Raw genomic sequence first — 13,790 nt, forward strand, 5'->3', positions numbered from 1 at the left:
GGTTTCTCATCCTTTCTGATTCTGTAATCACTTGGTTCAGGGCCCCCTGGAAGCCGGGAGCCGCGCTCACGTCTGTTTTCATGGCCGGAACGGACGGACACACGATCCGCTATTGCTCCTGTTTGCTCATTTTTGAGGATTTCGCGGACACTCAATCCGTTATTGGGCCTTGTAGCCGCCAAAACCGGTTGTTTTCCGCAAAATAACGGATCATCTGTCCGCACAATTCGCCATAAGCAGGTTTTGCAGGAAATAGCGGAACATGTGTCCGTATATCCGATGGCGGCGTACCGTCATGCTTCCGGAGCGATCCCGTTGTGCCAAGTCTGTACCTTCCTATATCGTCATGGCTCCGAAGCCGCCGTCCACCCGCAGAAGCGAGCCGGTGACAAAGCTGGACGCCTTCTCGGAAGCCAGAAAAACCGCTGCCCCCTGAAGCTCTTCGGCACTGCCGAAGCGTCCCATGGGCGTATGGCGCATGACGCTCTCCACCCGCTCAGCGGAGAGAATCTGCCGGTTCTGCTCAGCCGGGAAAAATCCCGGAATAATGGCATTGACCCGAACCCCGCCGGGAGCAAACTCCCTGGCCAGATATTGGGTAACATTGTTGACTGCGGCCTTGGAGGCGGAATAGGTGAACACTTTGGACAGCGGCGGGTCGGAGGATACGGAGGAAATATTGATAATGCTGCCTCCTCTGCCTGACTCCATCATGACTTTGCCGAAAATCTGACAGGCCAGCACCACGCTCTTCAGATTCACATCCATAATCTTGTCCCATTCTTCCATGGACAGCTCGAAAAATGGGGTGTTGCTGTTGACGCCGGGACAATTCATCAGCACATCCACTTGTCCGGTCCACTCCAGCACATCCGCAAGCGCCTGCTTCAGATCGTCGGGATTAACAGCATCCGCCTGGAAAGCTTTAGCCCTGCCGCCGGCCGCCTCCACCTTGGCGCAAACCGCCAGAGACTTCTCCCGGTTCCGTCCGACGATGGCCACATTGGCGCCGTGAGCGCCCAGGCCCTCCGCCATGGAGCCGCCGAGAGTGCTGTTTCCTCCGATAATCACAGCCGTTTTTCCGGTTAAATCGAACATATTCACGCCTGAATCGTTCCCTTCCCGTAAATAAAATTTGACGAAGCTGAAGACAACTACAGTTGCTCCTTCTGGAATGCGGCAATTTCGTCAAATTCCCGGCTCAACTGATGATACACTTTTTGGTAAAGAGGTGTCAAACGCTTATAGATGTTATGGTCCTCCTGGCGTTTCACATGCCGGGTGCCCGCCTTGACCCAGCCGTGGATGCCGGAGAAGTCCTTGACCTCGCCCATGGCGAACAGCCCCAATTGGGCCGCGCCCAGCCCGGAGGCCTCGATGGCATCCGGCACGGACAGGGTGGTGCCCATCACATCCGCCAGCATCTGGCGCCAGAATTCGGAGCGGGCGAAGCCGCCGGACGCCCGGATTTCCTCCGGTTCGCCCACCAGACCGGCCAAGGCCTCGGCCACGGAATGGATGCGGTACATAACGCCCTCCAGCACGGCGCGGATCATATGGCTTTTGGTGTGGGCCAACGAAAGGCCGAAGAACACGCCTCTGGCATTGGCGTTCCAGTAGGGCGCCCGCTCCCCTGCCAAGAGGGGCAGGAAAATCAGCCCGCCGGAACCGGCAGGCACCGCGGCGGCCAGTTGGGTGAGGTAATCGTAGGGGTCCATGCCCCGCCGTCTCCCCTCCTCGGCCTCCAGGGTAGCCAGAGTGTCCCGCACCCAGCGGAACATAATCCCGCCGTTGTTGATGGCGCCGCCCACCACCCAGAAATCCTCCTTCAGGGCGTAGCAGAACAGCCTTCCTTCGGGATCGGTCAGGGGCTTGCGGGTAACGGCCCGGACAGCGCCGCTGGTGCCGATGGACACCGCCCAGACGCCGTGCTCGAAGGCGCCGGAGCCCAGGTTGGCCAGCACGCCGTCTGAAGCCCCCACCACACCGGGAGTAGAAGGCAGGATGCCCATACGGCGGGCAATCCCCGGCTCAATCCCCTCCAGCACATGAACAGTGGACACAGGGGTGGATAGACGGTCCGGGGTAATACCGGCCAAAGCCAGCGCTTCCTTGTCCCATTCCAGATGGTTCAGATTAAACAGCCCGGTGGCGCTGGCGATGGAATAGTCCACCACATATTGGCCGAACCAGCGGTACATGACATATTCCTTGATGCCGATGAACTTGTAGGCATTCTGATGGATTTCCGGCATACTGTCCTTCATCCAGACCAGCTTCACGAAGGGAGACATGGGATGAATGGGAGTGCCGGTGCGCATATAGATGGAGCGCCCCTTATGCTCCTTTTTAATGATATCCGCCGTGAGCACAGCCCGGTTGTCCGCCCAGGTGATCAGGTTGGTGAGCGGTTTGCCCTGCTCATCAACGGCGATCAGCCCGTGCATGGCGGAGCTGAAGGAAATGCACAGGAGCTGCTCCGCGGGAATGTCGGCCTTGGTCAGAACCGCGGCCACCGCCCCGGTAACCGCTTCGCAAATTTCCTCCGGGTCCTGCTCCGCCACATCAGCCTTGGGGGTGAACATGGGGTACTCCACGGAGTGGCCGGCCACCACCTGGCCGTCCGTTCCGCGGATCACCAGCGTCTTGGCGCTGGTGGTGCCGATGTCGACTGCAAGAATATAAGGCTTCGCCGCCAGTTGACTCATTTAGAAAAGATCCCCTTCCTCGTTGAATGCCAGCTCATAGGGCTCTGACAGAATTTCAATATCCGGATGGCGCTTGGCCTCCTCCAGAAGGGTTTCGGAAATTTCGATCTCGCCCAGATGCAGCGTATCCCGGATGCGGACCAGCCGGCAGGTGGTATAGTCCAGAATATTGCAGGTTTTCACCGCCGCCTGGATGGTCAGCTTCTGGTTGGCCAGGGTGGTGGCGATTTTGGTGGGCGCGCACACGGTGGAGGTCAGCCCGTTGGCATAGGTAGCCGGCCGGTCCATCTTATCCACCAGGCGCTGGGTGGTGAAATCCGCGGTGCCTACGCCGTTGGCGTTGCCCTTGGTCTCCGGGGTCAGGTCCAGCACCGCCATCTTGGTCACATCCGGACCGCCATGGGCGTACGGAGTGGGATAACGGCCGGTAATATTGGGGTCCATGCCGTCGCCGCTGATGTTTTTGCCGATGTAGTCAATGATCAGCACATCCAGCTGATCGAAGAGAATCCGCGGCAGGCGGGCTTTGGCTTCCTTCAGAAGCTCCTCCTCCCGGCTCTCGATCTGCGCCGCGGGCAAAGCCTCCACCCGGCAGGTTTCATCATAGGCGTTCTCGATTAACGCGATACCGAACACAATGGGCAGCTTGCCCAGCATAATGTTGGCCATCGCCGGCACATTCTCGGCCATATACTTGAAGCCCAGCTGATGGCAGGCCTCGGCGCCTTTTTGCTTGCCCAGGCCGATGGAGATCATCTTCATGATCCCGCTTTCGATCCGGCCGCGGAAGGCGGTGTGGGGCTTCACCCGGTTGATGACCACGATGGCATCGGCCTCGTTGGCGTATTTGTCCACATAGACCGGCAATCCGTTGGGCAGCTCTGCCAGCTTGACAACCTCCATGGTGGAGCGCACCTCAACCCCCATGGTAGCCTCATCGATGCCCAGATGATGCAGCACTTCCTTTTGGCCCTCGGCGGTGGCCCCGCCATGGCTGCCCATGCAGGGAACGATGAACGGATGGGCCCCGATGTTCTTGATGGCATCCACTGTGGCCCGGGTAACAGCCGCAATGTTGGCAATGCCGCGGCTGCCCACGGCTACGGCTACCTGCTGGCCCGGCTTGACGGCATCCAGGGTGCCGGGCTTCTTCAGCTCCTCCTGGAGAGCGGCAACGGGATCGGCAAGCTTGGTGTTGTCAAAACGCTGGCGGATGCGCACGACCCGCGGAACCGGAATATCGTGCAATAATGTTTCCAGGATGCTCATGACGATAACCTCCGTATATGTGGAATATGGGTAAAGCCTGTTATTTGTTCAAAAGACGCAGATGCTTGCCGATATGGGCGGCCAAAGCGGCGTCATACTGGTCCTCATGCTCGGACAGGGTATGGAAAAACTCGGTTTTGAACAGGGGCTCTCCCGCTTCGTCCTTGGCTTGCAGCAGCAGCCCGTAAGTAATATGAAGCAGTTGTCTGGCGTTGTTGTCGTCCATGTAAGTATGAAGGTCGCTGTCCCCGGTTTGATCCAGCGGCTTGATGGCTGCAATGTCGGTGGTTACATGATAGTATGCCTTGGCCTCCAGGAAATGCTCCAGGGCATAAGCGTGCATCCTCCGGTAGAGCTGCGGATTGAACTTGGCCACGATCCGCACCGCCTCCAGCCAGTTGGTGCCGGCGGTTTTCACATGGAAGCGGCCGGTGGTATGTTTGGCAACCAGCGGGAACACCGAGAATTTGTCGCTGCCGGAGTGGATGGAGAGCTTGTAGCCGAACTGGTCGGCAATGGCCGCATGAACCTCCAGCTCCTTCTCGAACTGCTCCAAATCGCCGATGTAATCGATGCCCTTCTGGAATTCGCCGCAGAAGCGGGGCGCCATGCTGTGGATGGAAACCTCCCGGTCATACAGCTCCTTGGCCACCAGATAGTGGGAGGCGGGATCGGTGGGCGTTTCCGTTTCATCGATGGAGATTTCAAAGTCTACAACCCGTCCGGCATTGACAATATAGGTTACGTAAATATGAACCATAAATTCAATGGCCTCGCCGTATATCAGCACATTCTTCATCAGGCTCTTCTTGTCGAAGGTCAGACGGTGCTCCTTGGCCTCAAATTCCAGGTCCAGGTATTTCTTTTCGTAGTAGCTGCGGCGTTCTTCCGGCACGGTCAGATACTTGGCGGCCAGCTCCTCATCGGACAAGCCTTCGATGGTGTTGTCGATTTTCTCCGAGCAGTCCAGGGTCAGCATGGTGAAGCCCATGTCCAGGGACATCTTGATGTCGGCCTCCACTTTCAGGTGATCTCCGTCGGCGCCGAAGCCGTCCTTGTAGCCCTCCTGGAACACGGCGAAGCAGGCCGCGTCCACCACTTGGTTGTAGTCCCGGCCGGTCAGGGTAAGCTCCCGGATGCTTTGCTGCGCCAGAATGGGGCGGATATCCCGTCCGCGGACGGTTTGAATATGGCCCGGAGAAGCCAATCCCAGCCGGTCGCCCAGCCCGATGGTGGAGATTCCGGTGCCGAAGGCCCGGGGGACGGTGTACAGCAGATATTTATTCAGCACCAACCGGTTTTCGTGGGTCAGAGGGCATATCTTGCCGCCATCCTCCTCCCGGCCGTTCAGTTCCTCATAGAAGGCTCCCTCGCCTGCGGCCAGAATGAATTTCTCGTCGCCGTGTTTGACCATGAGCAGGGCAGCGCCATCCAATGTCGTGTAGGAGCCCGGATAACTCTTTACACCCCAATCTCCAGTTGTCTCGCCTTTTTTCAAACCTTCCATTGCCCTTGCATAGACACCCACAGTCAATCGCCTCCATAATTTAGTTGGTTTTCGCTTACATAGGATGTTGTTTGGAAAAAACACCGGCCCTGTCTCCAATAGCCGCTGTATTTTCCTTCCCAACATATATGAGCTAAGCCTTTGCAGGCTCTGCTACCGATTCGCGCACCACCAGCTCCGTACGCAGATAGATGGTTTCCGGAGCCAGCGTTTTTTGCTCGATGCTCTCCAGGAGCACCAGCGCTCCTTGTCTGCTGATCTCCTCAATGGGCCGCTTGACAGTGGTCAAGGCAGGCGACAGATAAGCGGAGAACATGCTGTCGTCGAAGCCGGCGACGGACACGTCCCCGGGGACTTGAAGTCCCGCGTCATGCACCGCCTTTACCGCACCCACCGCCATATCGTCGTTCATGCAAAAAACCGCGGTAGGCCGTTCCGGCAGAGCGAGCAGCTTGAGCATGGCCGTATAGCCGCTTTTCAAATCATAGCTTGCCCCAACCTGATAGGATTCCTTCAATTCGATTCCGGCATCCTGCAATGCGCGGACAAAGCCGTCTCTCCGCTCCAGCGTAGAGTGGAAAATTTCCTTACCGGAGATAATGGCGATCCGCCGGTGCCCTTTTTTGATCATATAGTTCACGACCTTGTAAGAGCCGTGGGAATCGTCGGACAAAATATTGATGGCCGGAAGCCCCTCCACCTTGCGGTTCAGCACAATATGGGGGATGCCCGCTTCGGACAAATGATGCAGGAACGGCTCATCCTTGGCGCTTTGGCTCATGACAATTACGCCGTCGAAGCTCTTGCGGTGAATGCTGCGGTAATGCTCGTAGTCGTCGATCCCCCGCACCACCAGATTGTACGCATCCTTCACTACACTGTTAATACCCCGAACTGTCTCGTAGAAAAACCCGGCCGATGTGCCGGTATTCAATGTGGAGAAGAATAATCCGATATTATAGGAGCGGTCCATTACCAGGCTTTTGGCGCTGAAATTGGGGGTATAGCCCATCTCCTGGGCCAGCTGCTTGATCTTCTCCTTGGTTTCGGAGTTGATCAGCGGACTATCGTTCAGCGCCCGCGATACGGTGGTGTGGGAGACCTGCGCCAACCGGGCGATATCCTTGATTGTAACGTTCATAACGTTCACCTCGATTCTCATGATAACATATCATGCACACGTTAACAATCCAAAAAATTGAAAGAGCCCGACTTATTGTCCGGACTCCTTTTCACCCTTTTAAAATTCCGCATCCGTTCAGCATTCCAGCATGATCAACTCCCGTCTCATCTCTTCCAGCCGGCTCTTGGATTTTTCCGCCGCCTCCGTATCGCCCAGCATCAGGGCCTCATGGAGACAGGCCAGCTCATAATCCATCTCCAGCCGCAGCACCGGCGCCCGCTCCTCGGCGCGCTTGGACTTGAAGGCCTGAATAATCTGCTCCGTCGTGATCATTGGCTCCCGTTGGAATAACACCTTATGCTCCACCCCCGAAATCTCCACAGACCGGATGATTTCCCCGAACATAATGTTCTCAATCAGGATTTGCCGGTCCCGGAACCGTTTGACTATGGCATGGCCGCGGGTATCCCCGATCATTTTCTCCATGAGCTCCGCCAGCTTTTCGTCCTTGATGGAATAATTGCCCACAATCTTGTATTTATCGCCGATCCGCTGAAATTTCAATTTCACTAGCTTACGGCCCGAACGGATGGATATGATAAAATGCTGGTCACTTTCATTCCAGTACAGCGAGAAGCCCTCCTGAATCAACGCTTTAATGAAAAAACGGATTTGCCGCCGATCAAATCTCAGCTCCAGGTTGCAATATTCCACCTCATGACTCTTATTCACGGCAATCCCTCCTTGATGGTTAATCCTCCCCATGTTTCATTGATTACTGAATCTTCTGAAAATTAAACCTTTCCTCCATCTTATTATGAAATGTATGTTTTAGCAACTTGGTTTATTGACTATTTATTTGCCGGACAAAACAAATTGTAAGCGAATACATTTATAGAAGGCTCATCTTAAGAAAATTTTAGGAATTGGCGCCGCAACGCAAACCTGTCTGCCCGCGTATATGTTTGTAACGTATCGGCAACCGAATTTGTAATCAATTTAACATGGTGGATTAACGTAATCTTAAGGTTGGGCGGATATAATCTACGGGTATACGGATATACTATGGCCTAAACGAACAGGAAGGTGATGGAATTGGAATCCCTCTATGCCAGAAAAACATTATCAAGCGCGGTCGCTCTTTCTCTAGTGCTATCCGGTTGTCTCTTAGTGGGCAGCGGCAGCGCAAACGCCTCCGCAGCCGGTTCCTTCAGCCTGGGCGCCAAGGGCCAGCAAGTAGAGCGTTATGCAAGCCTGACGGATCTGCAGACCCGCTGGCGCAAGCAGGCTGTGGAGCTGCATAAGGCGGGACCTCATTTCTATGAGGAAACCGCGCAGATTCTCGGAATGGAGAAGTCGGCACTGACCGACCAGCTGAAATCCGGGAAGAGCATTGTGGACATTGCCAAGGAAAAAGGCATCACCGAGGCTGCCCTGGTGGAGAAAATTATGGCCGGGCGTTCCGCCAAGCTGGAGGAAGCCGTCCAAAGCGGCAAGCTGACCCGGGAACGGGCGGACACCATCAAAACCAAAATGCAAAGCCACCTGGCCCAGCAATTGAAGCATAAAGGCCTGTTTGATGAAGGAGCCGGGCACCCCCACCACAAGCGGGGAGAGCTGATCCCCCATCTGGGCCCGGAGAAGCTGTCCGGCATGCTGGGCATGAGCAAGGATGAGCTGGTGGCCCAGCTCAAAACAGGCAAATCCCTGGCGGAGATTGCCGCCGAGAAGGGGATTTCCAAGGATGACCTGATCGCCAAGATCAAGGATGAGCTGACCCCGGCGCTGGAAAAGGCCATTGAGCGCAAGGCCCCGCTGGAGCAGGCAAAAGACAAGGTGAAGGGCAAGGAGAAAACCAAGGACAAAACCAAATAAAGCTGAAAAAACCTCTTCCCGCGTGAACGTTTCTCACGGGGAAGAGGTTTTGTTATTGTTGCCGCGGCGCGTGGCAGGAGCCTGGTTGGCTATCTGAGACAAGAGTTTATGCTTTTCATGATAGCGGAAGTGAATGTTCCACTATTTGGGCGGAGCAGCCTTTTTCAGGTGGATAGCGGAAGCCTGTTTTCCGCTATTGGCCGTGAAGCTGGCGCTTTACCCGATCAAACGGTACCATAGCGGAAGTTTGCCTTCCCTTATGGAGCGATTAGCCAGCCGCCGCAGCCAATAGCGGAAGTCTGCCTTCCGTTATCCTGCATGGTTCGCGGGTCCATATGCTGGCCAGGCAGAACGGAAGCGATTTTCCGCTACGCTTGAATAAGGAACGGCATCCGGGAAAATAGCTTCCGTTATTTTGTATGTGACCCAAAAAAGAGGGCCAGCCCGCAAAAGCAGGCCACCCCGTATTCTACTGGCTCCTCTACTTCTCCTCCGCCACTTCCGTCACCAGACCGGCGAACAGCGCATGGACGAATTGCTCCGAATCGAAGTCCTGCAGATCCGTCATCTTCTCGCCCAGCCCCACCAGCTTCACGGGGATGTTCATGTCCTGGCGGATGGCAATGACGATGCCGCCCTTGGACGTGCTGTCCAGCTTGGTCAGCACCAGCCCGGTCACGCCGCTTTTGTCGCCAAACAACCGGGCCTGCTGCAGGGCGTTCTGCCCGGTGTTGGCGTCCAGCACCAGCAGCACCTCATGGGGAGCGTCGGGAATTTCCCGCTTGATGACGCGGAAAATCTTGTTCAGCTCCTCCATCAGATTGGACTTGTTCTGCATCCGTCCGGCTGTATCGCACAGCAGCACATCCGCCTGGCGTGTCTTCGCCGCCTGGATGGCGTCGAACATGACCGCCGCGGGGTCGGAGCCTGCCTGCTGCTTGATCACGTCCACGCCAACCCGCTGGCCCCATACCTCCAACTGCTCAATGGCCCCTGCCCGGAAGGTGTCTCCCGCGGCCATCAGCACCTTCTTGCCCTCCTGCTTGAAGCGGTGGGCCAGCTTGCCGATGGTGGTGGTTTTGCCTACGCCGTTGACGCCGACGAACAGGATCACCGTCAACCCGGAGGGAGCCATGGCCAGCGTGGCATCCCCTTCCTCATCCAGCAGCCCGATGAGCTTCTCGGACAGCACAGGCCGCAGATCGGAAGCCTCCTCGATCCGGCGCTTCTTCACTTCCGCCCGGAGCTCGTCCATCAGCTCCATCACCGTATTGACGCCCACATCGGCGCCGATGAGAATTTCCTCCAGCTCCTCGTAAAACTCCTCGTCGATTTTCTTCCGGCGGACGAACAGGTCCTCCACCTTTTCCACAAAGGCATCCCGGGTTTTGGCCAGACCTTCCTTGAATACGGCGGTGACCGCTTCGGTTTTATTGGAAATGCTCTCCTTCAGTTTGCGAAAAAAGCTCATGGTCTCCTCCTGGAGTCATAATAGATTTCTTACTTTCTAAGCCGATACCGCCGCTTCCTCCAGCTCCTCCAGACGGACGGAGACCAGCTTGGAGACGCCACCCTCCTCCATGGTGACGCCGTAAAGCACATCGGCCTCCTCCATGGTGCCCTTGCGGTGGGTGACCACAATAAACTGGGTCACATCCGAGAACTCCCGCAGATAACCGGCATACCGGGCCACATTGGCCTCGTCCAGAGCCGCCTCCACCTCATCCAGCACGCAGAAGGGCACCGGCTTCACGTGGAGAATGGCAAACAGCAGGGCAATCGCCGTCAACGCCCGTTCGCCGCCGGAGAGCAGCTGGAGATTCTGCGTTTTTTTGCCGGGAGGCTGGGCAATAATCTCGATGCCCGTGTCCAACGGCATAGCCGGGTCCACCAGAACCAGGTCGGCCCGTCCGCCGCCGAACAGCTTGGCAAACACCACCGTAAAGTGGGAACGGATCTGGTCGAAGGTAGCCCGGAACCGCTTGGACATCTCCTCGTCCATCTCCCGGATCACCTGGTAGAGGGACGCCTTGGCATCCAGCAGGTCCTTCTTCTGGCCGCTTAAGAATTCGTAGCGCTCGCTGATTCTGGCGAACTCGTCGATAGCCCCCAGATTCACCTCGCCCAACCCGTGGATTTCCCGCTTCAGCTCCCGAACCTTGGCCTGGGCGGCAGGCACATCCTCCGGCGCCGGATAACGGGTCTTGGCCAGCTCATAGCTTAGCTCATACTCCTCGCCCAGCTTCTTCAGCAGATTGTCCAGCTCCACATCCAGCCGGTTCATCCGCACCTCCGTCTGGTGGAGATTCTCCTCCACCACCTTCAGAGCGTTGCGCTGCTCCCGGGTATGGTTCTCCTCTTCCTCCAGCTTCCGGTGCCATTCGGCCCGTGCCGCCCGCTTGAAATCCGTTTGTTCGGTGCATTCCCGCTTCTTGATGGACAAATGGTTCAAAAGCTCCCGCTGCTTGACCATTTCCTCCTCATTCAACGCGATTTCCTGCTCCAGTTGGGCCACCATACGGCGGTTCTGCTCCAACTCCTCGGTCTGCACGGCAATATCCGAGCGCATCCGCTCCTCTTGGCCGGCCAGGGATTCCTTCTCCTGAGCAATGGAGGCCACCTTTACCTTCAGCTCCGTCAAGGTGCCCACCAGCTCTTCCTTGGCCAGCTCGCTTTGCTTGCGGGCCAGCTCCGCCTCGCGGATCGCCGCCTGCAGCTCCTTCTCCGCTTCCTCAAGGGCAGCGGCCTGCTCCAGGGCATGCTTTCTTTTTAGCGTAAACTCATCAGTTTCCAAAGATACCGCATCCCCGTCCTGGGCATGCAGCTCCATCTGCTCCTTGGCATGTACCCATTGCTTGTGCAAAGGAGCCGCCTCTGCCAGAAGCCGCTGCTCCTCGCCGCGTTTGGACTCACCTGCCTGGCGCAGCTCCTCCAGCCGGTCATTGTCCTTGACCAGCTCCACCTTCATGCCTTGGGCCTTGCGCCGCAGCTCGTTCAGCTGGCCGACAGAGTTCTTAATCTCCACGTCCAGCTCCTCAATCTGCCGCTGGCGGCCAAGAAGATTGGAGGATTTCTTCTGCAGGCTTCCTCCGGTCATGGAGCCGCCGGGATTCACCACATCCCCCTCCAAAGTAACCACCCGGTAGCGGTACTGGCAGCGGGCGGCAATCCGGTTGGCGTCCTCCAGACGCTCGGCCACAATCACATTGCCCAAGAGGCTGCCTACGATGTCGGCATATGCCGGGGCAAAGCTGACCAGATTAACGGCAAGTCCCACAAACCCGTCCAGGCCGGAGATAGAACGGACCTCATGATCCGGAATGGAACGGGCACGGATAACGTCCAGGGGCAGGAAGGTCGCCCGTCCCAGCTGCTTGCGCTTCAAGAAGGCAATGGCCTCCCGGCCGTTGGCTTCATTCTCCACCACTACGTGCTGCATGGCGCCGCCAAGAGCCGTTTCCATCGCCAGCTCCACCTGGGCCGGCACCTTCACCAGTTCCGCCACCGCGCCGTGAATGCCCCGCAGGCCGTCCATGGGACGGTTCTTCGCCTTCAGAACCTCCTTGACGCCATGCATAAAGCCGTCGTAATCATTTTGCATTTCCCGCATGGTGTCACGGCGTGAGGTCAGAGCGTCCAGCTTTTGCTCCCATTTGCGCACAGCGCCCTGAAGCTCCTCCAGAAGCCCCTGCCGCTCTCTCATGCTTTGGGAAAGCTGCAGGAACTGTCCGCGCAGCTCCTCGGACTCCTTCTGGACCACCGAAAGCTCCTCCTCCAGAGCGGACTTGCGCCGCTCCAGCTGGGCAAGCTCCTCCTTCCAGCGGGCCCGCTCCTCATCCAAACGGCCGCCCCGCCGGGTCAGGCTTTCGATCTGCTGCTCCGCGTAGCGGGCCTCATTCTTGGCCTGGGCCATCCGGTTTAGGGTATCCAGAAGCTCGCCCTTGAGCCGCTCCTCTTCATCGCTTTTGGTTCCGCCGGCAACTGCCAGCAGCTTCTCCTCTTCCTCCCGGAGAGCGCTTCTGGCCGATTCCAGACGTTCCTTCACATCCACCATGACCGCGGTAATCCGCGTAAGCTCCGCGCTTCTCTCCGCCAGGCGCTTCTCCTGGGCCGCCGTAACCTGCTCCATTTGCAGCCGGTTGGCCGCCAGGTTTTTGCTGCGCTCCCGCAGCACCTCGCCCTGGCCCTCGCATTTCTCAAACTCCTCGCTTAAAGTGAGCAGCGTCTCCTGCAGCTTCTGCAGCTCCTCATCAAGACGCCGGGTTTCCCACCGGTGGGTTTCCAGCTGGGCGTCATGGGCATTCACCACTGTGGCCAGCTCCAGCTGCTCCTTCTTCATGCCTTCCATCCTGGCATTGGTTTCCGACCACTGGCTGTAGATCTGGTCGATCTGGTGCACATAAACCGCAATTTCGCTGGCCTTCAGCACTTCCTTCAGTTCCTTGAACTTGACGGCCTTCCTGGATTGCTCCTGCAACGGGGCAATCTGGTCCTCCAGCTCCGAAACCAGGTCATGAATCCGCAGCAGATTCTGCTCCGTGTCCGCCAGCTTCCGCTCCGCCTCTTTCTTGCGGGATTTATATTTGACAATGCCGGAGGCCTCCTCAAAAATCCCTCTGCGGTCCTCCGACTTGGTGCTCAGAATTTCCTCAATCCGGCCCTGGCCGATAATGGAATAGGCCTCCTTGCCGATGCCCGTGTCCATAAACAGCTCGGTAATATCCTTCAGGCGGCAGGCCTGCTTGTTGATGAGATATTCGCTGTCCCCGTTCCGGTGCACCCGGCGGGTAACCGTCACCTCGCTGTAGTCCAGGGGCAGCGCCCGGTCCTCATTGTCCAGGGTCAGGGAGACCTCGCTGAAGTTCACCGCCTTGCGGCCGTCGCTTCCGGCAAAAATAACATCCTCCATCTTGCCGCCCCGGAGGGACTTGGCGCTCTGTTCGCCCAGCACCCAGCGGATGCCGTCGGAAATATTGCTTTTGCCGCTGCCGTTGGGCCCGACCACCGCAGTAATGCCGCGGACAAACTCCAGCTCCGTTTTGTCCGCAAAGGACTTAAAGCCCGCCAATTCGATACGCTTCAAAAACATGTTGTGCGTTCACCTCACAGCTATTGTAACATAACCCGTCCGTATGAAAATAGGCAGCCTTGCCTGTATTGCCCGGCTTTCCCGGACAGCTGAAACGGCGCTGGAGGCCCTATCCCTCTCGCTTGAGGTGCCGGCATCGCCTAAAGCCAAAGGGATAACACGAGGATAACGCCTGCGGCATTCCATGATGCCGTGCGTTTGTCAAGAGGTCGGTCAGCT

Annotated in this window: 9 protein-coding genes; 1 reads left to right on the forward strand and 8 read right to left on the reverse strand. The window is 57.4% G+C overall.

Annotation, left to right across the window (positions count from 1 at the left end; translation table 11 throughout):
- Nucleotides 1-336: 336 nt before the first annotated feature.
- The 6 genes from DQG13_RS04960 to DQG13_RS04985 form a co-directional block, all read right to left on the reverse strand.
- Entirely contained in the window at nt 337-1,104 is a 768-nt protein-coding gene (locus DQG13_RS04960; protein WP_181592582.1) for an SDR family oxidoreductase, read from the reverse strand.
- A 50-nt stretch (nt 1,105-1,154) separates the two neighbouring features.
- Complete coding sequence (locus DQG13_RS04965) at nt 1,155-2,708, reverse strand: gluconokinase (protein ID WP_113018641.1); 1,554 nt, start codon at nt 2,706-2,708, stop codon at nt 1,155-1,157.
- Complete coding sequence (locus DQG13_RS04970) at nt 2,709-3,977, reverse strand: nickel pincer cofactor-dependent isomerase, group 22 (RefSeq protein ID WP_113018642.1); 1,269 nt, start codon at nt 3,975-3,977, stop codon at nt 2,709-2,711.
- 40 nt (nt 3,978-4,017) lie between these two features.
- Entirely contained in the window at nt 4,018-5,505 is a 1,488-nt protein-coding gene (locus DQG13_RS04975) for a tagaturonate epimerase family protein (RefSeq protein WP_397333929.1), read from the reverse strand.
- A 112-nt stretch (nt 5,506-5,617) separates the two neighbouring features.
- A complete protein-coding gene (locus DQG13_RS04980; RefSeq protein ID WP_113018644.1) occupies nt 5,618-6,625 on the reverse strand; it encodes a LacI family DNA-binding transcriptional regulator in 1,008 nt (335 codons plus the stop codon).
- A gap of 117 nt (nt 6,626-6,742) precedes the next feature.
- Complete coding sequence (locus DQG13_RS04985; protein ID WP_113018645.1) at nt 6,743-7,339, reverse strand: hypothetical protein; 597 nt, start codon at nt 7,337-7,339, stop codon at nt 6,743-6,745.
- Between the two features lie 438 nt (nt 7,340-7,777).
- Here DQG13_RS04985 and DQG13_RS04990 point away from each other — a divergent pair, with 438 nt between their 5' ends.
- The gene (locus DQG13_RS04990) at nt 7,778-8,482 is read left to right on the forward strand and encodes a hypothetical protein (protein WP_113018646.1); all 705 of its coding nucleotides are present in this window, start codon (nt 7,778-7,780) and stop codon (nt 8,480-8,482) included.
- 481 nt (nt 8,483-8,963) lie between these two features.
- On the opposite strand, the gene ftsY is transcribed toward DQG13_RS04990, so the two are convergent.
- A complete protein-coding gene (gene ftsY / locus DQG13_RS04995; protein WP_113018647.1) occupies nt 8,964-9,953 on the reverse strand; it encodes a signal recognition particle-docking protein FtsY in 990 nt (329 codons plus the stop codon).
- Nucleotides 9,954-9,989: 36 nt separating this feature from the next.
- On the reverse strand, nt 9,990-13,571 hold the full coding sequence (smc, locus tag DQG13_RS05000; RefSeq protein ID WP_113018648.1) for a chromosome segregation protein SMC: 3,582 nt from the start codon (nt 13,569-13,571) through the stop codon (nt 9,990-9,992).
- Between the last annotated feature and the right edge of the window lie 219 nt (nt 13,572-13,790).

The sequence above is a fragment of the Paenibacillus sp. YN15 genome (assembly GCF_003285005.1).
Lineage (GTDB): Bacteria > Bacillota > Bacilli > Paenibacillales > NBRC-103111 > Paenibacillus_AR.